Origin of the sequence: Domibacillus mangrovi, assembly GCF_001906925.1 — a bacterium.
Classification (GTDB): Bacteria; Bacillota; Bacilli; order Bacillales; family Domibacillaceae; genus Domibacillus; species Domibacillus mangrovi.
Map to the genome: position 1 here is coordinate 206945 of NZ_MRWQ01000005.1, position 21240 is coordinate 228184.

Here is a 21240-nt window from a genome sequence, read left to right on the forward strand (position 1 = left end):
ATCCACCTGTCTTTTAATTCGATTGTTGTTTCATGTTATCTAGCGCCATTTGTGCTGCAAACTGTTCTGCTTCTTTTTTCGATCGACCGGCACCACGGCCGAGCACTGTTCCATTTAACGACACTTCAGTGACAAATTCTTTATGATGCGCTGGACCTTTTTCTTCTAAAATGCAGTACGTGGGTGCCCCTTTTAATTCACGCTGTACATATTCCTGTAGCTGACTTTTAAAATCCATCACATGAGAAAAAGCACCGGCGCTGATTTTAGGATAGATAACCCGTTCTAAAAAAGGAATAACAGCTTCCATTCCTTGATCTAAATAGAGCGCACCGACAAAGGATTCAAACACATCGGCTAGAAGAGCTGGACGCATTCTTCCACCAGTCATTTCCTCTCCTTTGCCAAGTAAAATGAGCTTGCCAAATTCAAGTTCATTTGCAAACATGACAAGTGACGGTTCACAGACGACAGCTGCACGCAATTTCGTCAATTCCCCTTCAGACATGACCGGATATGTTTTATATAAAAATTGCGATACGGTCAGTTCTAGTACAGCATCCCCAAGAAATTCGAGCCGCTCATTGTCTTCGTATGGTTTTCTCCGATGTTCATTCACATATGATGAATGGGTAAATGCTTGTTTTAATAATAATTCGTTTTGAAAACGGATATCCATGGTTTCTTGAAATCGTTTAAATTCCATATCTTTCCGTTCGGAATAACGTTGCTCCCGATTTGTTTTCTTCATTGATGTTCCTCCGAAAAAGTTAAATTGCATACAAAAACAGTTTATCTGAAAAAAATGCATAGCGCAAAGACAATTGAAAAAGCAGACCCGCACTAGCGGATCTGCCATTAATAGACGATTAATTTTTGCTGTTTATGTATGTTACAGCGTCGCCTACCGTCGTAATTTTTTCCGCGTCATCATCGGAAATTTCCACATCAAATTCGTCTTCCAGCTCCATAACAAGCTCAACAACGTCAAGAGAATCGGCACCAAGATCTTCCTTGAATTTCGCATCAAGGTTAACTTGTGATTCTTCCACACCTAGACGATCGACGATAATTTTTGTTACACGTTCTAATACATCTGCCACTATGATTCACCTCCCCTCAATGTATTATAGTCGATTTGCAGTCTTAGAACACGTCTTTTCTTACATTGCCATGCCACCATCGACACCAAGGACCTGACCCGTAATATATTTAGCCCCATTACTCGCTAAAAATGCAGCCGCAGCCGCGATATCTTCCACTTCACCAAGCGTACCAAGCGGGATTTGCCCTATTAACTGTTCTTTTGCTTCAATTGGCAGTTCGTCAGTCATATCTGTTGCAATAAAGCCTGGTGCAATTGCATTGACGGTAATGCCCCGTGCTGCTAGTTCACGTGCTGACGCTTTCGTCAAACCAATCACTCCCGCTTTGGCCGCTGTGTAGTTTGCTTGACCCGCATTGCCGATTCGGCCGACTACAGAAGATATGTTAATAATCCTGCCGCTCCGCTGTTTCATCATCTGACGCGTCACCGCTTTTGTACAAAGGAATACACCTTTTAAATTCGTATTAATAACGTCATCCCACTCTTGTTCTTTCATACGCATAAGTAAGTTATCACGTGTGATGCCTGCATTGTTGACAAGAATATCAAGACGGCCAAATTGATCCACTGTTTCTTTCACCATTGACTGAACAGCATCGCTATCAGAAATATCGCACTGAATAATGAATGACCGGCGGCCTATCGCTTTAATTTCTTCTGAAACGTCCTTTGCTTTTTGTTCATTGCCTGCATAGTTAATCACTACATCAGCGCCGAGTCTCGCTAGTTCAAGCGCAATCGCTTTGCCAATTCCACGTGATGCACCGGTGACAAGTGCTATTTTTCCATCAAGATTCATTTTGTTTCCTCCTTCAGTGCTGCCGCTGTTTTCATAATCGATTCCTCATCACTCACCGCAAACGTACGAACGCGGCGATTTACTTTTTTTATTAATCCAGATAGCACTGTACCTGAACCAATTTCAATAAACGTATCAACCCCTTCGTTCAATAGGGCATTTACACTGTCTTCCCATAAAACAGGCGAATACAGCTGGCGAACGAGATTTTCTTTAATCGTTTCTGCATCTGTCACAGGTTTCGCATCGACATTCGCCATAACCGGTACGTTGCTCATTTGAACATTCGCAGCATCAAGTACTACACGCAATTTTTCAGCCGCTGGTTTCATAAGCGGTGAATGGAATGGCCCGCTGACGTTAAGGGGAATAACCCGCTTAGCTCCCTTTTCTTTTAATCGTTCTGACGCTTTTTCAACGCCTTCTTTTGATCCGGAAATGACAATTTGACCCGGACAGTTATAATTGGCGGCGGCTACAATTGCACCGCTTCTTGAGATTTCTATCATCTCTTCTTCTAGTGCATCACGATCCATGCCTAGGACGGCTGCCATTGCACCGAGGCCTGCCGGTACCGCTTCTTCCATCAATTTTCCCCGCTGATGGACAGCAACAACCGCTTTTTCAAATGTAATAGCACCAGCTGCTGCTAGAGCAGTATACTCACCAAGACTGTGACCTGCTGTATAGTCCGGTGTAACACCTACTGTTTCAAAACGTTTTAATACAGCCATACTCGTCGCTAAAAGAGCTGGCTGTGCATTTGTTGTTAACGTTAGTTGCTCATCTGGACCATTAAACATAATATCCGTTAACGAATATCCAAGTTTTTCGTCCGCTTGATTGAACATCGTCCGGATGTCCTCATGCTGATCCGCAAGTGATTTCCCCATTCCAACCATTTGTGACCCTTGTCCTGGAAAAACAAAAGCAATTTTCCCCATTATTTTGAATCTTCCTTTCCACTAGAAATTTGTTTTTCAATAATTGCTGGTACGTTTGACTTTGCCATTTTATATGCCTGTTCAATCGCATGGAAAAATGCATTTGCATCCGATGAACCGTGCGCTTTAATAACCGATGCTTTTAAACCAAAAAGGCCGGCACCGCCATATTCTGTATAGTCCATTTTATTTTTCAATTTGCGCAGCTCGTCTTTTAACAATACGGCACCGACTTTTGATTTCGTTGAAGAGGTGAGAGCCGTTTTTAACATCGAGAAAACAGACAGCGCTGTCCCTTCGATTGTTTTTAATACCATGTTGCCTGTAAATCCGTCTGTTACGACAACATCAGCCACTCCGTTGAGCAAATCACGTGATTCGATGTTGCCGATAAAGTTAAGATCATTTGCTTCACTTAAAAGTGTAAAAGCGGCTTTCGTCAAATCGTTCCCTTTTTTCTCTTCTGTACCGATATTCAGCAAGCCTACGCGCGGATTGTCAATGCCTCGCACTTTTTCTGCATACACAGAGCCCATAATAGCATATTGAAGCAAATGCTCTCGTTTTGCATCCGAATTAGCACCCGCATCAAGCAGGACGAATCCTCTCCCGTCAATCGTCGGCAACGTTGGGGCAAGTGCCGGACGTTCAATACCATCTATACGGCTGACGATAAAAAGCCCTGCAGCCATTAACGCTCCTGTATTACCAGCAGATACACATGCCGAAGCTTCATTATTTGCGATCGCTGATGCCATCATTACGAGCGATGACTCTTTCTTCCTGCGAACAGCCCGAACTGGCTCATCAGTACCTAGAATAACATCCGGAGCATGAATAACCTCCACCCGACTGTTCACGTCTAAATATGTACGTATTTTCTGTTCGTCTCCGAACACGAGTAATTCGAGTTCTGGTATTTGCTTCAATGCCCGATTCACTCCAAGTATAATTTGCTCCGGTGCATTGTCGCCGCCCATTGCATCAATTGCCAATTTCATCTTGGCCCTCCTTATCTGGTAACTGCGCACGGAACATAGAGAATTCTCCGCGAAAAACAAGTTCGCTGCCGACAAAACTTGATACTTTTACTATTGTTTGCAATTTTTCTGTGCGGATCACTTTCGCTTTCGCCACAATACGCTCGCCTTCTCTTACTGAACGTGTAAACTGGATATCCGCTTTTCTTGTCAGCGCCATTTCATCATTTATGACGGCAACAGCGAGGGAATTTGCCTGAGCAAATAAGTGGTGGCCGCGCGCAATACCATTTCGTCTAAATACATGTTCTTTTTTTACGTCAAAAATCGAAATCGCACTTTTATCCAGTTCAATATCAATAATATCACCGATTACTTCTTCAATCGGAAGAGACCTCACTTCATCATCCATGTTTCGTTCTGCTACATATTTTATTCGTTCACGTAATTCAGGAATCGATAGCTCCATCCGATCAAGTCGGATCGTTTGGACGCTGACATGAAATTGTCCCGCCAACTCTTCATCTGTCACAAAAGGATTAGCCTGAATCGTTTCCTGAAGATGTTCCTGCCGCTCTTTTTTTGTTCTTCTCATTTTATTCGCCACCATCCATCCGATATTAGGACTAGGTACTAAAATTAGTATAGAGACAACAAAAAAAGAATGCAAGGATAATCTTGCATTCTCAGTCAAGCTTTTCATTAGACAGTACGCCTGATTCTGTTAATATAGTCCGTAAAAGATGATATTCCTCATCTGTCCAAAATGATGGAGAGTCAATGAATGTCTGTGCATCTTCCCGTGCCGTCTCAAGCACCCGATAGTCATGAACCATATCGGCCATTTTGAATTCAGGCAATCCACTTTGCTTTCGGCCGAAAAAATCGCCTGGTCCACGCAACTCTAAATCTTTTTCACTGAGGACAAATCCATCATTTGTTTCCGTCATGGCTGTCATCCGCTCTTTCCCTGTTTCCGATTTCGGGTCCGCAATAAGCATACAGTACGATTGCTCAGACCCGCGTCCAACACGTCCTCGCAGCTGATGAAGCTGCGACAAACCAAATCGTTCCGCATCATATATAATCATCACCGTCGCATTGGGTACATTTACACCGACTTCAACGACCGTGGTTGATACAAGAACGTTCAATTCATTGGCACTAAATGATTTCATGACCGCCTCTTTTTCATCACCCGACAAACGGCCATGCATAAGACCCACTGTAAATTTCCCATGAAAATAACTGCTCAATTGTGCATGTACATCAAGTGCATTTTGAAAATCAAGCTTTTCTGATTCTTCAATGAGCGGACAGATAACATAGGCCTGTCTCCCTTTTCGTAATTCTTTTTCGGTAAAATCAAGTACACGGCCAAGCATTTCTTCTTTCGCCCAATAAGTCTCGATCACTTTTCGTCCTGCCGGCATTTCGTTAATAATCGATACGTCCATTTCACCAAATACAGTAATCGCAAGTGTTCTTGGAATCGGTGTGGCTGTCATAAACAACACATCTGGATTCTTCCCTTTCCCCCGTAAAATGCGGCGTTGATTGACACCGAAGCGATGCTGTTCATCCGTGATAACCAGACCTAAGTTGTGAAATAGAACGTCATCCTGAATGAGCGCATGCGTTCCAATTAAAATATCGATCTCCCCCGCAGCAAGCGTCTCAAGAAGCAGTCTCCTTTTTTTTCCTTTAACTGTTCCCGTTAAAAGAGCAGTATGAACACCGAACGGTTCAAGCATATCATGAAGCGATTTTGCATGCTGCTCGGCTAAAATTTCTGTTGGGACCATAAGTGCTCCCTGATAACCAGCTGTGACAGAAGCGTATAGTGCCAATGTCGCCACAGCTGTTTTACCACTTCCCACATCACCTTGCAAAAGCCGGTTCATTCGATAACGTGATTTCATATCTGCACAAATTTCATTCACCGCTTTTTTCTGCGCATTCGTCAGTTCAAATGGCAATGAATCGATTAATTTTTTTAATTTAACGAGATCATATTTTTGCACCACCCCACCCGATTGCTCACGGATTACTTTGCGGAGTGCCTGCATTTTCAGCTGAAAACGAAAAAATTCTTCATAAACAAAACGACGCCGGGCTTGTTTCATTTCTTCCTGTGATTCTGGGAAATGAAGTGCCCTGATTGCCTCTTTCCGATCCATAAGCCGATATTTTCGCAAAATATTTTCCGGCAATGTTTCTTCAATATATGAGCCATATAAATCAATGGCCTGTAAAACAAGCTTACGAAATAATTTAAGGGAAATGGCATTTCTTAACAAATAAACTGCTTCAAAATCCATCTCACGTCTGTACTGTCCTGCTTCTAGTACTTGACCAGACAACGCCAGACGATGACGATCCCATTTTCCCGTCACCGTTACCGTATCACCTATGCCCGCTTTCTTCTTTAAATATGGCTGATTAAAAAACGTCACGTTAATTACATGCGGACCGGAAAGCATCTTAAATGTAAGTCTTGATTTCTTTTTTCCATAGTACATGACAGACGGCTCTGTTTGAATTGTTCCTTCAATTGTCACTTTCTCGTCATGTGCAGCTTCGGACGGGTTTTTTAAACGCATATCATCATACCGTGCTGGCACGAATTCCATTAAGTCACCGACCGTTAATATACCAATACCTGCTAGTGACATTTCCGTTTCTTTTCCGGCTCCGTTCAAGACGCTGACCGGCAATTGCAGCGGTGATTCAGCTGTATTCACATCGTTCCCTCCTTTCTAAAAATAAGAAAAAGAGAGAGATGTCTCCCTCTCCTCCTGTTATTCAATGGAAAAAATAAACGTATAAAGCGGCTGCTGTCCATTATGGACTTCGACTTCCGTATCAGGAAATTTTTCTTGAATATAAGATACAACTTGCTCGACTTCTGTCTCCGTTGCATCCTGTCCATAAATGACGGTCACAATTTCTGATTCATCGTCGAGAAGCGTCTCAAGAAGTTCAGTCACAACTGTCATTTTATTTTGATTTGTTACCGTGATTTTTCCTTCTGCAAGGCCCATAAAGTCGTTTTTCTTAATGTCAATACCGTCGAGGCTCGTATCACGAACGGCATATGTGATCTGCCCTGTCTTCACATCGCCGGCAGCACTTGTCATTGTCTTTTTATTCGTCTGTTCGTCTCCATCCGGATTAAAGGCAATCAGTGCTGCAAGACCTTGCGGAACCGTTTTTGTCGGTATAACGATAACACTTGCTTCAGATACTTCTGCTGCCTGTTCCGCTGCCATAATAATGTTTTTATTATTTGGTAATACGATGACGTGATCCGCATGAGAATCATGAATGGCTTTTACAATATCTTCTGTGGAGGGGTTCATCGTTTGTCCACCTTCAATGACAAATGTAGCACCGATGCTTTTAAACAGTTCCGCAATACCTGCGCCCATTGCGACAGTAACGACGCCATAACGGGCTTTTTCTGTTTGTTTTGGTTCTTTAATGGAGCCCTCTATAATAGCACTATGCTGTTCACGCATATTTTCAATTTTCATATTGATCAAACTGCCATATTTTTGTCCAATTGTCAGTACATCACCTGGATGTTCCGCATGAATGTGCACTTTCGCCATTTCATCATCTGAAATGACTAACAATGAGTCTCCATATTCACTTAATTCATCACGGAACCCTTCTTCTGAAAATGGATGTTTTGCTAGTCTTTCAGCATCAAATTTCACCATAAATTCCGTGCAATAGCCAAATTCAATGTCTTTTGTATTCATAAAACTTTGAACGCTTTTATGATGTTCAGCACTGACAATGTCTATCAAGTCTTGACGCGTCGAGAGAGCCGCCGGAAGTGCTTCTCCTTTTAATTCAGCTAGGAATCCTTCGTATACAAGCAGAAGTCCCTGACCGCCGCTGTCGACAACACCGACTTCTTTTAATACAGGCAAAAGATCAGGCGTCCGATTCAATGAAGCCTGTCCCTCTTCCACAAGCGCTTTGACAACAGCGACAACATTTGTTTCAGTCTGCGCAGTCGCTACTGCTTTTTTCGCCGCATCTTTAGCAACGGTTAAAATTGTTCCTTCAACCGGTTTCATGACCGCTTTATACGCTGTCTGCACACCAGCTTCAAAAGCAGCAGCCAATTCAATAGCTGTTACTTCCTGTTTACCCGCAATCGCTTTTGAAAACCCGCGGAACAGTTGCGATAAAATCACACCCGAGTTTCCACGCGCCCCCATTAAAAGCCCTTTTGCGAGCGCTTCCGCTGTTTTGCCAAAGTGCATTTGTTTGTTTTGTTCCGTTTCTTTTGCTCCAGACGTCATAGACAAATTCATATTTGTTCCTGTATCTCCGTCCGGAACCGGGAAAACGTTCAGCGCATCGACCATTGCAGCATTCGCTGATAGATGCTGTGCACCAGCTTGTACCATCTTAGCCAGCCTGGCCCCGTCCAATGAATTAATCACCACGAAGTTTCCTCCTTATACTAAGGGCTTGTTACCCGTACACCCTGTACAAAAATATTAACAGAATCAACCGAAAGGCCAACTGTTTTATTAAGTGTATATTTAACTTTTGATTGAACATTGCTTGCTACTTCTGAAATTTTCGTTCCATAGCTGACGATAATATACATATCGATAAACACTTGATCCTCTTCTTGGCGAACAATGACACCACGCGTAAAGTTTTCACGGCGCAAAATTTCAGTAATGCCATCTTTCAACTGCTTTTTCGAGGCCATTCCGACAATTCCATAGCAATCCACTGCTGCACCACCGGCAATCATCCCAATGACTTCATTTGAAATATCAATGTGTCCAAGTTCTGTTTTTAATTCAATCGTCACGAAAAGTCCCTCCTTGCGAATCGAACTATTGTCATTTTACTATACTTATATATATGTTCACAACTTACTAAACAAGATAGGCCGACTTTTTCACTGTCAAGGTTTCTTTCTTGAAAGACTTTGTTTAAGTAGTTGCATTCGTTATGTTATTATGATAAATTATTTAAGTGTCTTGCAAATATAAAATAGACTATATGAATCCTGAACAGTAAGGAGTGAATAAAATGCCAAAACAATGTGTAATCTCTGGCCGTAAAGCACGCACTGGAAACAATCGTTCACACGCGATGAATTCAAGCAAACGTATATGGGGAGCTAACCTGCAAAAAGTTCGCATCCTCGTAGACGGTAAACCGAAACGTGTATGGGTTTCCGCTCGTGCGCTTAAATCTGGAAAAGTTGAACGTGTTTAATTTTTCATAATAAAAAAGCACCTGTGCACAGTTCATACACCATGCACAGGTGCTTTTTATTTGTTCTTTTTCCCTGCAGATAAGACCATTCGAATCATTCCACCTACAAATTTGGGCAGCTTTAATGTATAAAATTTCAACGGTTCATCCCCCCGTCACTACTTCTTATAACCATTAATATGCCTGATTGGAATGAAAAGACCGCTTTTTTTCCGATTATTTCATTGCTCACACACCTGGATGAACCGCTTTTTAGCAAATGACTGACAAGCGGGTATTTAAAACCTTCGAGTGTCAATTCTTCCACTTTTTCGTTCATCGCAAAAAACGAATAATAATAATGATCGTTTTCTGCCGCCTCTACTTCTATCCGCCCTGGTTTATATAATGCAATGTGGTTGTACCGATCAATAATCGAAACAGCTATTCCCTCGTTCATTACTTCATCTTTCATAAGAAGCGTCACAGCACCGAAAAAGTGATCAAGCCGGCCACCCGTCACACCATATAAATGGATTGCATCTGGCTTCTTACTAATGGCATACGTTAATGCAATTTCCAAATCCGTTTCATCTTTTTCAGCAGGATACTGGACATGGTCAGGAACAGCATTGATGATTTTTTGTCTTTCTTTATCAGAGACTGAATCGAAATCACCGAGTGCTTTCATCGGTATGATTCCACGGTTCAGTAAATAAAGCGCTCCGCGGTCCACTCCAATCCATACAGTGTCTCCTATATCTAATAACCGCAAATCTGGCAGTTCCTGCTCTGGCCCGCCGGCTACAATACTGATAATCATGCGTTTTCCGCCGCTGAGCAAATGTTTTTAATCGCAGATCCCAGATTTTCTTTATTGTAGATAGTTTTGATCATCACAACTAATACCTCGGCTTTCTCTCTTTAATTTCCTCGATAAATTGCAAATAATGATCATAACGGTGCGTTGGAATGTCTCCATCCTCTACTGCTTTTTTGATCGCACATTTCGGCTCATTCACATGAATGCAACCTCGGAATTTACATGCGTTGCTCCTTTCCGCCATTTCTGGAAAGCAAGATGACAACTCTTCTACTTCAATTCCTTCAAAATCAAGCGAACTGAATCCCGGTGTATCAGCGACTAATCCACCTGCTGCTGGAATGAGTTCCACGTGACGAGTCGTATGCTTGCCTCGGCCGAGGGAATTAGATATTTCATCTGTTTTCAAACGCAGATCCGGACGAATCGCATTCAACAAAGATGATTTACCGACACCCGACTGCCCGGCAAAAACAGACGTTTTTCCTTTTAAATAATCACCGAGTGCTTCCAGGCCATTGAACGTTTCAGATGATGTCTCGATCACGGTGTAACCAATATTCCGATAATTTGACACATAGTGTGCCAATTCATCTACTTTATTTAGTAAATCCGTTTTCGTAATACAAATAATCGGTTCAATATCTTTTGATTCAATTAACACGAGAAAACGATCTAAAAGTGTTGTGCTAAACGAAGGCTCCATGGCTGAAAAAACGAGCACCGCCTGATCAAGATTCGCGATAGGCGGACGGGTAAGTTCATTTTTACGCTCTTCAATCGATAAAACATATCCTTCTTTATCATTTTCCGCTTCATATTCTACATAATCACCGACGAGCGGCGTGATATTCTGTTTCCTGAATATCCCACGCCCCCGGCATTGAATAATTTTTTCTTCGTTTAGAACATAGTAAAATCCACTCAACGCTTTAATAATTTTGCCTTCTGGCATGAAGCACCACCTTATTCATTTTCTTCTTCCGGGAATAGAATCGATTCATCCATTATCACAATTTGGTCACGTATGACTTTATATCCCGCTTTTGATTCCTTTTCAATGACAAATTCAAGCGTCCGCTCTGTATCTTCAGTAATTAAAAACTTCTCATACGGTTCCGTCATACTATGGTCGATATCTTCAATATAGATCTGTACTTCTTGCGTTTCACCTTCTGTTTCCGGCTCATAAGGAATTACAATGTCTTTTCTAATCAGCTTGGGTGGAATTTTTTCCGGTCCTTTTGATAAAGTGACTTTGACCGTGCTGCCTGGTGCAATTTCATTGCCTGCCTCTGGTATTTGCGTCAGAACCTGTCCTGCATCGACTGTATCTGAATAGTCTTCTCCCGCAATATCGATAATAATACCAGCAGAGTCCGCATAATCTTCAAGACTTTTTTTGTTGTAGTCTGTCAAATCAATAAGGATAACATTGGCAAGACCCGCGCTTACAGTTAATTCTACATCTACTTCTTCCGGAATAACTTTTTCACCAGCTTCAGGATTTTGTTCCATCACGGTTCCTGCTTCACTTTCATCATGAATCATTTCTACATCCACATTTCGAAATCTCGCTTCTTCCAACAATTCGCGTGTTTCTTCCAATGTCTTTCCTACGTAATCTGTCATTTCTACTTGCTCTTTGCCGGCAGACACATACAAGTTCACCGTGCTATTTTCTTTCACAGTCTCACCGGCCCCAGGATCCGTATAAATCACTTTTCCTTCTGCAATATGCGCATTAAATTCTTCATATGATTCTCCGACAACGAGCCCTGCTGTGACAAGTTTAGATGCCGCGGCATCCAGTTTGTCCTCTGTTGTATCAGGTACTTCAATTTCTTTCGGCGCTGTTATAGCCGGCCAGATAATCACTGCAGCTATCGTGATTAACAAGATTACGGCAAGAAACCATGGCCACTTTTTGCGTTTTTTCTTTAGGTTTGGTTTCTCCGTCTTTTCTTCCGGCACTGGTGTAGCCATTATTCGTTCTAGAGGCTTTGATACAATAATCGGAATTGATTTCGTCTCTTCATCATCTTCATCTGGTATAGTAAATTTCTCTTCATGAAGGCGATAGTCTTCCAATGCAGTGGACAGGTCTACTTCCATTTCTTCTGTATTCGCATATCGGTGAAATGGATCTTTCGCTGTCGCATGAAGCACGATATTTTCAATACTTTGTGGAATCGTTGGGTATAATTGCTTTACAGACGGTGTCTCAGATTGCAAATGCTTTAAAGCAATGGAAACAGCTGACTCCCCTGAAAAAGGAAGCCTCCCTGTTAACAACTCGTACATCACAATACCAAGAGCGTATATGTCTGACTTTTTTGTTGCCATTCCACCCCTTGCCTGCTCCGGGGAAATGTAATGAACAGAGCCAAGAACCGTGTTCGTCTGTGTAATCGACGTTGCACTCATCGCCATCGCAATACCGAAATCAGTCATTTTCACCGTGCCATCGTGATCAATTAACATATTATGTGGTTTTACATCCCTATGAATAATCGAGTGCTGATGTGCGAATGCTACCGCTGCCGTCATCTGTTTCATAATATCGATTACTTTTTCATATGGAAGAGGTGAATATTGCTGAATGTATTCTTTTACTGTCATGCCATCTACATATTCCATCACAATAAAATTGACATTGTCTTCTTCTCCGACATCGTAAATACTAACAATATTCGGGTGGATAAGACTCGATGCAGCTTGAGCTTCTCGTTGAAACCGGCGCAAAAACTCATCTTCTCCTGCAAAATCAAAACGAAGCACTTTAATCGCCACATTGCGTTCTAATATGATATCGCGGGCAAGATAGACATGAGCCATACCACCGCCGCCAATCATCCGTTCAATTTTATAACGGCCACTTAAGCGTTTTCCAATTAACATTCCGCTCACCCGCTCTCACTGCCAGCACACTGTTCGAGAATCACAACAGTGATATTGTCTTCCCCACCATTTTCATTAGCCATCTGAACGAGTATATCCGCTTTTAGCGACAATGAATCCGCAGATTGAAGAACTTGTTCCATATGAGCGGTCGTCACTTTATTAGAAAGACCGTCTGAGCATAAAAGTAAATAATCTTCTTCTTCGAACATAATCGTCCGGTAATCAACGATCAGTTTTTCATCCGTGCCAAGTGCACGCGTCAACACATTTTTTTTCGGGTGATTTTCCGCTTCTTCACGTGTGATCTCTCCAGATTTCACAAGTTCATTGACGAGTGAATGGTCTTCTGTTATTTGCGTAAAACCATTTTCACTTTGCAAATAGCACCGGCTATCGCCGACGCTGGCAATAGTACAAAATTTCTCTGTACATAATGCAGCGACAAGAGTTGTTCCCATACCACTGCATTCAGAATGTTCATTTGCATGATTCAAAATATCCTTATTAATAACTAAAATAATTGATTTCAGCCATTCAACTGCATCATCGGATGATTTAATAGTTGATGCCGACGTGTTCCATGCATGCTCCATCGCTTCAACCGTCATCCGACTCGCAATATCACCTGCATTGTGACCGCCCATTCCATCTGCTACTACTGCTAAGCAAAAATGATCTCCATGATAAAACACGCCGCCATGATCTTCATTATGAACACGAACACGGCCTCTGTCCGTTTGAAATACAGCATTCACACTGATCACCTCGTTTCGCTGGCACGCTCTTTCGCACGGAGTTGTCCGCATGCCGCATCAATATCCGTTCCTTGCTCACGGCGAATCGTTACATTAACGCCATTCTGTTTCAATGTTTTTTCAAATTCAAAGATTTTATTGCGGGGTGTGCGAACATAATCACGTTCGAGTACATAGTTGACTGGAATTAAATTCACATGGCATTTAATTCCTTTAATAAGCGCCGCTAGTTCTTCCGCATGAGCAATCGAATCATTTTCACCACCGAACAAACCGTATTCAAAGCTAATACGGCGTCCTGTTTTTTCCGTATAGTAACGAATAGCTTCCATTAAATCTTTTAATTTATACGCTCGATTAATCGGCATTAACTTTGTGCGTAATTCATCATTTGGTGCATGAAGAGACACAGCGAAATTAATTTGTGTTTTTTCATCCGCAAATTTGTAAATTTTCGGCACGATGCCGCTCGTTGATACAGTAATGTGGCGGGCACCGATATTTAAGCCTTTTTCATGGTTAATAATGTGCAAAAAGGACATCATTTCATCGTAATTATCAAATGGCTCCCCAATTCCCATAATAACAACAGAACTAACACGTTCTCCCACTTCATCAAGTGCCTGCTGTACTTTTACAACTTGTGCGACAATTTCGCCAGCTTCCAGGTTTCGTTTCAATCCACCTAGTGTCGATGCACAAAACGTACAGCCAATGCGGCAGCCAACCTGTGTTGTCACACAAACAGAGTTGCCATATTCATGACGCATTAATACCGTTTCGATTGAATATCCATCATGCAGTTCAAATAAAAATTTAATCGTCCCGTCGGCTGATTCTTGCTGGATGGCTGTTTTTAATGAGGTAAACAAAAAGGACTGATCTAATTTTTCACGTAATTCTTTTGATACGTTTGTCATATCGTTTACTGATGTTGCTCGCTTTATATAGAGCCAGTCAAAAATTTGATCGGCACGGAAAGGTTTTTCCCCATTTTCTAAGAGCCAGTCTTTTAGTTCATGAAGCTCCAATGAATATATCGATGGCTTCGGCTTCGGTTCATCTGTTTGTTTTTTCGTTACTGCGTTCATATATGTTTTGCCTTCTTTCTAAATTTACTAATAAAAAATCCGTCACCACCAAAGTCGTCTGGAAATACTTGCAGCATAGTGGACTTCGGCTGTATAGAGATATGTTCAAGCGGCTCAGGCTGAAATTCCGGATGAGTGGCTAAAAATGTCGTAACCGTTCCTTCATTTTCTTCTTTATCTACTGTACATGTACTGTAAACAAGCACACCATTTTCTTTTACTAAAGGTGCCGCCGCCGCTAAAATATTCAACTGAATCGTCTGCAAGTTCTCCAAATCTTTTTCCGTCTTGGCGTATTTCAAATCCGGTTTCCGGCGAATAACACCCAGTCCGGAGCACGGAGCATCAACGAGAATCGCATCAAATGTTTCCTTTTCAAAAATGTCACCAGCTTGCCTCGCATCTTTTTTTTGAACATGAATGTTTGAAAGTGAGAGCCGTTCTGCATTTTGTTTTACAAGTTTCAATTTATGTTCATGAATATCAAGTGCATCAATATGCCCTTTGTTATTCATTAATTCTGAAATATGAGCTGTTTTCCCCCCAGGCGCCGCACACATATCGAGAACATGCTGTCCTGGTGATGCGCCTAAAACCGGCGCTACAAGCATGGAACTTTCATCTTGAATAGAAATGATGCCTTTTGTATATAACGATGATTTCGCAGCGTTGCCTTTTGCAATCCGTATTGCATGTGATGACACGTCAGAAGGCGATGCATCAAATCCTTCTTCTTGAAGTTTTTCAATCGCCTCATGACGTGTCATCTTCATTTCGTTTACACGGACTGTCTGGTCAGGTACTGTTAAATTATGCTGGCACATAGCTTCTGTTTTTTCGGCGCCATATGCAACGATCCATCGTTTCACAAGCCAGAGCGGATGACTCGTTTCAATAGAAATACGCTCCGTATCATCTTGAATCGTCTTCGTATCTGGTACACCTTCTCGTTGAATAGAACGGAGCACACCATTAACCATACTAGCAATTCCTTTATGACCGCGCTTCTTTGCAATATTAACCGCTTCATGAATAATAGCTCGCTCCGGCACTTTATCAAGATAGACCATTTGATAAAGAGATAAACGGAGTAAATTGTTCACCCATCGCTCCGGCTTTTTTTTCAAAAAGGGAGCCAAGTAAAAGTCAAGTGTTAATTTCCGTTGTATCGTGCCGTACAAGATTTCTGTCAACAGTGCTGCATCACGTCCAGACATGTTGTTCTTTTCAATCGCATTATTTAACATTAAATTACTATATGAACCGCTTTTTTCAACTGTATCAATTAATTCAAGTGCTGTTTCTCGCACATTCATGATTCCCATATTACTCTCCAAACTTCATGCCGACTTTTAATGTAGAACCTGAACCACGCAAATAATCCCGTGCACTCATCCGCTTCTTACCAGCGGGCTGTAATTCAATGATTTTAAGTGCCGTATTCGATCCAGTAGATATAATAAAACTGTCTTCCTCGATCGCTATTACTTCACCTGGTGCTGATGATCCAGTTTCTTTTTTTGCCTTCCATACTTTCATAACATTGCCATCAAGTGTCGTATAAGCAACCGGCCATGGATGAAGACCGCGCACTTGATTATACAACTCTTCACCAGATCGGTGCCAGTCCATCTTTTCATCCGTACGGCGTATGTTCGGTGCAAATGTCGCTTTTGATTCGTCCTGCGGCGTACGACTGGATGTTCCGGATAAAATAGCTGGGATCGTTTCCGACAAAAGTGCTGCCCCGACTTCGCTTAGTTTATCGTGCAATATACCAGTATGATCTGTTTCCTCAATTGGAACGACCGACTGGCTAATAATATCACCGGCATCTAGCTTTTCTGCCATATACATAATTGTAATGCCCGTTTCTTTTTTCCCTTGTAATAGTGAATAATGAATCGGTGCTCCCCCGCGTAATTCCGGCAGTAATGACGCATGAACATTAATGCAACCATATTTCGGCGCTTCCAGCAGTTCATTTGGCAAGAGCTGCCCGTATGCAGCCGTTACAATCAGATCCGGTTTCAGATTAATCATTTGCTGTAATTCATAAGAATTCGATAATTTTTCCGGTTGTAACACGGGTAAATGGTTTGTAATAGCTGCTTCTTTTACCGGCGGCGGTGTCATCACTTTTTTACGGCCAACGGGTCGGTCTGGCTGTGTGACCACAGCCAGAACGTCATATCCGTCTTCAATCAGTTGATTGAGAACCGGAACAGAAAATTGAGGGGTGCCCATAAATATAATTTTCGTCATTACGAATCCACCCTTTCCAATTCCCCTGCTGGAATATATTTTATTACTTTTGATGTAAATAAAACACCATCAAGATGATCCATTTCATGCAGAATTGCTCGGGCTAAAAAGCCAGTAGCCTGCAATACATACGACTGTCCTTTTACATTTAACGCTTTAATTTTAATTACATTTGGGCGGCTTACTTCACCGTATAATTCTGGAAAGCTTAAGCATCCTTCAATGTCCGTCTGCTCGCCTGACGACTCCATCAGTTCTGGATTGATTAACACAATTAATCCATGCTCATCTTCAATGTCTACAATAGCTAGGCGAATATCTTGTCCGATTTGCGGTGCAGCAAGACCGACGCCGTCTGCTTCAATCATTGTCTCTTGCATATCGCGTACGAGACGTTTCAGCTTGCTGTCAAACTCTGTCACCGGGCGGCATTTTGCTTCTAAAATAACGGACGGATGTTCAATAATTTTTAACACTGTCATATAATATAGTTCCTCTTTTCTACATTAACATATACGGATGTACATCAATGGACACTAAGAGTCCGTTCGATTTTCCTTGTTTCGCATAATGTTCAAGCACTTCTTTTAAAACGACTGTTAACTTTGGTTCACGTTTGTATTTTATCAAACATTGCCACCGATATCTATCGTTGATCCGCGCGATTGGCGACGCAACGGGCCCAAGAATAACAGCAGCCTGTGAAAGGGACGGTTTTATTTTCGCGACAATTTTATTCGCGGCGCTAGATGCTTCAATGGCTTCTTTATGACTTACATTAATCAGTGCTAAATAATAAAATGGGGGATAGCCACCCATGTTTCGCATCATCATTTCCTTCTGATAAAACGACTCATAATTTTGTTCCGCAGCAAGTTGAATACTGTAGTGCTCCGGCGTATATGTCTGAACAACTACTTCACCTGACAGATGATGGCGACCGGCGCGTCCACTCACTTGTGTTAACAGCTGAAACGTTTTTTCCGACGAACGAAAATCAGGTAAATGAAGCATCGTATCAGCGCTCAGTACACCGACAAGCGTAATATTAGGAAAATCGAGTCCCTTTGCAATCATCTGCGTGCCAAGTAAAATATCCGCTTCTTTATTAGCAAACTGACGGAGCAATCTTTCATGTGATCCTTTCGTTCCCGTCGTATCAACATCCATACGAATAATACGTACTTCCGGCAAGAGCTTCAATAATTCTTCTTCGACTTTTTGCGTGCCGGTGCCAAAATGACGGATATGCTCACTGCCGCATTCCGGGCATATATTCGGTGCCGGTTCTTCATAGCCACAGTAATGACACTTCAACTGATGGCGGTGGCGGTGATATGTCATCGACACGTCACAATGTGGACAGCCGGCCACATACCCGCAGTCACGGCACATGATAAAAGATGAATAGCCTCGTTTATTCAAAAATAAAACAGTCTGTTCTTCTTTTTCGAGTCGATCTTTTATTTTATCAAAAAGTGTACGAGAAAACATCGACCGGTTTCCTTCACGCAGTTCTTCTCTCATATCGATAATATCAACGCTCGGCAGCGGACGGTCATTGACGCGACGATCGAGCGTTAAAAGCGTATATACACCTTTTTTTGCGCGAGCGAATGATTCTAGTGATGGAGTTGCACTTCCTAAAATAACCGGACATTTATAGTAAGCAGCCCGCCAAATTGCTACATCTCGTGCATGATAACGAGGATTTTCTTCCTGTTTATAGCTCGTTTCGTGCTCTTCATCAATGATTATAAGCCCTATATTTTCAAACGGCGCAAAAACAGCCGACCGCGCACCGACGACGACTTTCACTTCTTTCCGGCTAATTTTCCTCCATTCATCATACTTTTCTCCAATGGACAGCCCGCTGTGCAGCACTGCCACATCATTTCCAAACCGGCGCTTAAATCGCTCCGTCATTTGAGGTGTCAATGAAATTTCCGGTACAAGTACAATAGCTTCCTGCCCTTTTTCAATGACCCGGCTGATCGATTGTAAATAAATTTCCGTTTTCCCGCTTCCTGTTACACCATGAAGTAAAAATGTCTCTGTTGTACCATCAGTTATGGTAGCTAGAATCGGCGCAATAGCTTCCTGTTGATTTTCTGTTAAACTAAGCGGCTTGTCCGGTTCAAAATGCCTTCCGCTATGCGGATCGCGATACATTTCTTCCTGTTTTTCTTCTATCCATCCTTTTCTAATAAGCGATTTCGCCGTTGCAGGTGACATACCGGTTTCTTTTAATGTCAGCCAATCGCCTCTTCGCCCCGAAAAAGCGAGCAATGCTTCTTTTTGTTTAACAGCATTTTTCGCTATCGTTTCAACTGTTTCAGCCAGTGTTTCCTCTGACAATAAGCACTTCACCATACGGACCGTTTTCGTGCGCCCTTTGCTTTTAACCGAATAAATAACTTCGATCGTGCCATTTTTCACTTCTTTACGAATATCAGTCAGTGCATCGGCTTCAGATGCGACTTCCCACGGAATTTCCGTTTGGTCTTCAAATAAGGAAGCTAGTTCTGGTGAAAGAGACTTCTCTCCTGTCAGACGGATTAGTTTTGAATACTTCGCTTTCATCGCCGCTGGCAGCATAACGTGAAGCGCAGATATTTTAAAGCAAAGTGATTCGATTGTTAACCATTGGGCAAGTTTCATTAGTTCTTCACTTAAAACAGGGACAATATCCATTGGCTCTACGATTGGTTTTAACTTGCGGATCTCTGTGTCTTCTTTTATCTCAAGGACGAACCCTTGCACATGACGCGGACCGAATGGCACGATGACGCGCATTCCCGGTTGAATGACTTCTCGCCACCGCTCCGGAATTTCATAGTCAAATGGACGGTCTGTCTGCATGGCAGCCACATCGACAATGACAGATGCTACATTCATTGCCCATCACCCATTTGCTCAATCGCTTCTGTTAAAAGGTGAACAGCTGCTTCCTTTTTCGACATCATATCGAATTCTTTATGCGATCCATCACGATAAAAAATAGTAATGATATTCGTATCCCCTCCAAATCCTGCACCCGCCTGCTTCACATTGTTTGCCACAATCATATCAGCATTTTTGGACTCAAGCTTTCGTTTTGCATATGTCTTGACGTTATCCGTTTCAGCTGCAAATCCAATTAAAAACTGATGTTTTTTTTGTTCTCCTAGTGTTTTCAAAATATCAGTCGTCCGCTCAAGTTCCATTGATAATTCACCGTCTTGTTTTTTCATCTTATGATCATGGACACGTTTCGGCCGATAATCTGCAACCGCGGCTGTCTTCACAACGATATCTGATTTATCATAAGATGACATAACGGCTTGAAACATCTCTTCTGCACTCTCAACATGTGTAATGGAAATACCTGAAGGCGGCTCAATGGTGACTGGACCAGATATAAGTTCAACATCAGCACCCAAATCGCGTGCTGCTTCAGCGACTGCATAGCCCATTTTACCAGTTGAGCGGTTTGTGAAAAAACGGACCGGATCCACTGCTTCACGAGTCGGTCCTGCTGTGACAATAACTTTTTTTCCAGCGAGCGGTTTATGCTGATGCTCTGAAAAATAATCTGCAACGAGCGCTACAATAACCTCTGGTTCTTCCAAACGTCCTTTTCCTGTATAACCGCACGCAAGGTACCCTTCACCTGGTTCAATAAAACGATATCCGAATGATTTGAGTGTATTCATATTGTTTTGCACAGCCGGATGAGCATGCATGTGAACATTCATCGCCGGTGCAATCCATCGCGGTGCTGTACCGGCAAGCAAAACGGTCGAAACCATATCATCACCGATGCCATTGGCCATTTTTGCAATCATATTCGCTGTGGCAGGAGCAACGATCACAAGATCTGCCCAGTCAGCAATATCAATGTGCGCAATTTTCATTGGGTCCTTTTCGTCGAATGTGTCTGTATAAACAGGCTGACCAGACAGCGCTTGAAACGTAATCGGCGTTACAAATTGCTGCGCGGATTCGGTCATGACAACTTTCACCTCGGCACCCGCCTGTTTTAACTTACTCGTAAGGGCAGCCGCTTTATAAACAGCAATACCACCGCTGACACATAGTAAAATATGTTTCCCATTCATATCATGTACCCCTCCATCCAAATCGTTCTGATAAATCTGATAAAAAAGAAAAGGCCGGTATAAGCCGCCCTTTTACATTTGTTCATTATTTATCGCAGATTAACGGGCACTAAGCCCCCACTTCAAGACGTGGAAAAATCGAGAAAGAATAAGTGTGGGGGGCAAACTGCTCGTAAAGGCCCGATTAGTTCACCTAACCATCAGCAGCGGAATGAAAAGAACTCCCCCACTGA

21 protein-coding genes are annotated in these 21240 nt (G+C 42.3%); 1 reads left to right on the plus strand and 20 read right to left on the minus strand.

The window, feature by feature from the left end; all coding sequences use genetic code 11:
* Window positions 1–13: 13 nt before the first annotated feature.
* From rnc to BLL40_RS06210, 9 genes are all read right to left on the minus strand, one after another.
* The gene (rnc, locus tag BLL40_RS06170) at window positions 14–751 is read right to left on the minus strand and encodes a ribonuclease III (RefSeq protein WP_073711042.1); all 738 of its coding nucleotides are present in this window, start codon (window positions 749–751) and stop codon (window positions 14–16) included.
* A 118-nt stretch (window positions 752–869) separates the two neighbouring features.
* Entirely contained in the window at window positions 870–1103 is a 234-nt protein-coding gene (acpP, locus tag BLL40_RS06175; protein ID WP_018392316.1) for an acyl carrier protein, read from the minus strand.
* A 60-nt stretch (window positions 1104–1163) separates the two neighbouring features.
* Complete coding sequence (fabG, locus tag BLL40_RS06180; RefSeq protein ID WP_073711043.1) at window positions 1164–1907, minus strand: 3-oxoacyl-[acyl-carrier-protein] reductase; 744 nt, start codon at window positions 1905–1907, stop codon at window positions 1164–1166.
* Window positions 1904–2851 carry an ACP S-malonyltransferase gene (gene fabD, locus BLL40_RS06185; RefSeq protein WP_073711044.1) on the minus strand — a complete coding sequence of 316 codons (948 nt, stop codon included), beginning with the start codon at window positions 2849–2851 and terminating at the stop codon, window positions 1904–1906. Before fabD ends, fabG begins: the two co-directional genes overlap by 4 nt.
* Window positions 2851–3852, minus strand: coding sequence for a phosphate acyltransferase PlsX (plsX, locus tag BLL40_RS06190; RefSeq protein ID WP_073711045.1), 1002 nt, complete (start codon window positions 3850–3852; stop codon window positions 2851–2853). The genes fabD and plsX overlap by 1 nt, the downstream gene beginning before the upstream one ends.
* The gene (gene fapR / locus BLL40_RS06195; RefSeq protein ID WP_073711046.1) at window positions 3836–4426 is read right to left on the minus strand and encodes a transcription factor FapR; all 591 of its coding nucleotides are present in this window, start codon (window positions 4424–4426) and stop codon (window positions 3836–3838) included. The genes plsX and fapR overlap by 17 nt, the downstream gene beginning before the upstream one ends.
* A 91-nt stretch (window positions 4427–4517) precedes the next feature.
* Window positions 4518–6575 carry an ATP-dependent DNA helicase RecG gene (gene recG, locus BLL40_RS06200; RefSeq protein WP_083566363.1) on the minus strand — a complete coding sequence of 686 codons (2058 nt, stop codon included), beginning with the start codon at window positions 6573–6575 and terminating at the stop codon, window positions 4518–4520.
* A 57-nt stretch (window positions 6576–6632) separates the two neighbouring features.
* Window positions 6633–8297, minus strand: coding sequence for a DAK2 domain-containing protein (locus tag BLL40_RS06205; protein ID WP_073711047.1), 1665 nt, complete (start codon window positions 8295–8297; stop codon window positions 6633–6635).
* A gap of 17 nt (window positions 8298–8314) precedes the next feature.
* Window positions 8315–8677, minus strand: coding sequence for an Asp23/Gls24 family envelope stress response protein (locus BLL40_RS06210; RefSeq protein WP_073711048.1), 363 nt, complete (start codon window positions 8675–8677; stop codon window positions 8315–8317).
* Window positions 8678–8901: 224 nt separating this feature from the next.
* On the opposite strand from BLL40_RS06210, the gene rpmB reads away from it, so the two are divergent.
* Window positions 8902–9090, plus strand: a complete 189-nt coding sequence (rpmB, locus tag BLL40_RS06215; RefSeq protein WP_073711049.1) for a 50S ribosomal protein L28 — start codon at window positions 8902–8904, stop codon at window positions 9088–9090.
* 56 nt (window positions 9091–9146) lie between these two features.
* On the opposite strand, the gene spoVM is transcribed toward rpmB, so the two are convergent.
* The 11 genes from spoVM to coaBC all read right to left on the minus strand — a co-directional run bounded on the left by spoVM (window position 9147) and on the right by coaBC (window position 21007).
* Window positions 9147–9230 (minus strand): stage V sporulation protein SpoVM, encoded by an 84-nt coding sequence (spoVM, locus tag BLL40_RS18195; RefSeq protein WP_034285583.1) that lies wholly within the window; start codon window positions 9228–9230, stop codon window positions 9147–9149.
* Window positions 9227–9892, minus strand: coding sequence for a thiamine diphosphokinase (locus BLL40_RS06225; RefSeq protein WP_073711050.1), 666 nt, complete (start codon window positions 9890–9892; stop codon window positions 9227–9229). Before BLL40_RS06225 ends, spoVM begins: the two co-directional genes overlap by 4 nt.
* A gap of 79 nt (window positions 9893–9971) precedes the next feature.
* Complete coding sequence (gene rsgA, locus BLL40_RS06230; RefSeq protein WP_073711051.1) at window positions 9972–10847, minus strand: ribosome small subunit-dependent GTPase A; 876 nt, start codon at window positions 10845–10847, stop codon at window positions 9972–9974.
* Window positions 10848–10858: 11 nt separating this feature from the next.
* The gene (gene pknB, locus BLL40_RS06235) at window positions 10859–12793 is read right to left on the minus strand and encodes a Stk1 family PASTA domain-containing Ser/Thr kinase (protein ID WP_073711052.1); all 1935 of its coding nucleotides are present in this window, start codon (window positions 12791–12793) and stop codon (window positions 10859–10861) included.
* Between the two features lie 5 nt (window positions 12794–12798).
* Entirely contained in the window at window positions 12799–13551 is a 753-nt protein-coding gene (locus BLL40_RS06240) for a Stp1/IreP family PP2C-type Ser/Thr phosphatase (RefSeq protein ID WP_073711053.1), read from the minus strand.
* A gap of 5 nt (window positions 13552–13556) precedes the next feature.
* Window positions 13557–14642 carry a dual-specificity RNA methyltransferase RlmN gene (gene rlmN / locus BLL40_RS06245; protein ID WP_073711054.1) on the minus strand — a complete coding sequence of 362 codons (1086 nt, stop codon included), beginning with the start codon at window positions 14640–14642 and terminating at the stop codon, window positions 13557–13559.
* Window positions 14639–15967 carry a 16S rRNA (cytosine(967)-C(5))-methyltransferase RsmB gene (gene rsmB / locus BLL40_RS06250; RefSeq protein ID WP_073711055.1) on the minus strand — a complete coding sequence of 443 codons (1329 nt, stop codon included), beginning with the start codon at window positions 15965–15967 and terminating at the stop codon, window positions 14639–14641. Before rsmB ends, rlmN begins: the two co-directional genes overlap by 4 nt.
* A gap of 1 nt (window position 15968) precedes the next feature.
* Entirely contained in the window at window positions 15969–16907 is a 939-nt protein-coding gene (gene fmt, locus BLL40_RS06255) for a methionyl-tRNA formyltransferase (protein WP_073711056.1), read from the minus strand.
* A complete protein-coding gene (gene def / locus BLL40_RS06260; protein ID WP_073711057.1) occupies window positions 16907–17389 on the minus strand; it encodes a peptide deformylase in 483 nt (160 codons plus the stop codon). The genes fmt and def overlap by 1 nt, the downstream gene beginning before the upstream one ends.
* A gap of 19 nt (window positions 17390–17408) precedes the next feature.
* A complete protein-coding gene (gene priA, locus BLL40_RS06265; protein WP_073711058.1) occupies window positions 17409–19805 on the minus strand; it encodes a primosomal protein N' in 2397 nt (798 codons plus the stop codon).
* Entirely contained in the window at window positions 19802–21007 is a 1206-nt protein-coding gene (gene coaBC / locus BLL40_RS06270; protein ID WP_073711059.1) for a bifunctional phosphopantothenoylcysteine decarboxylase/phosphopantothenate--cysteine ligase CoaBC, read from the minus strand. Before coaBC ends, priA begins: the two co-directional genes overlap by 4 nt.
* Between the last annotated feature and the right edge of the window lie 233 nt (window positions 21008–21240).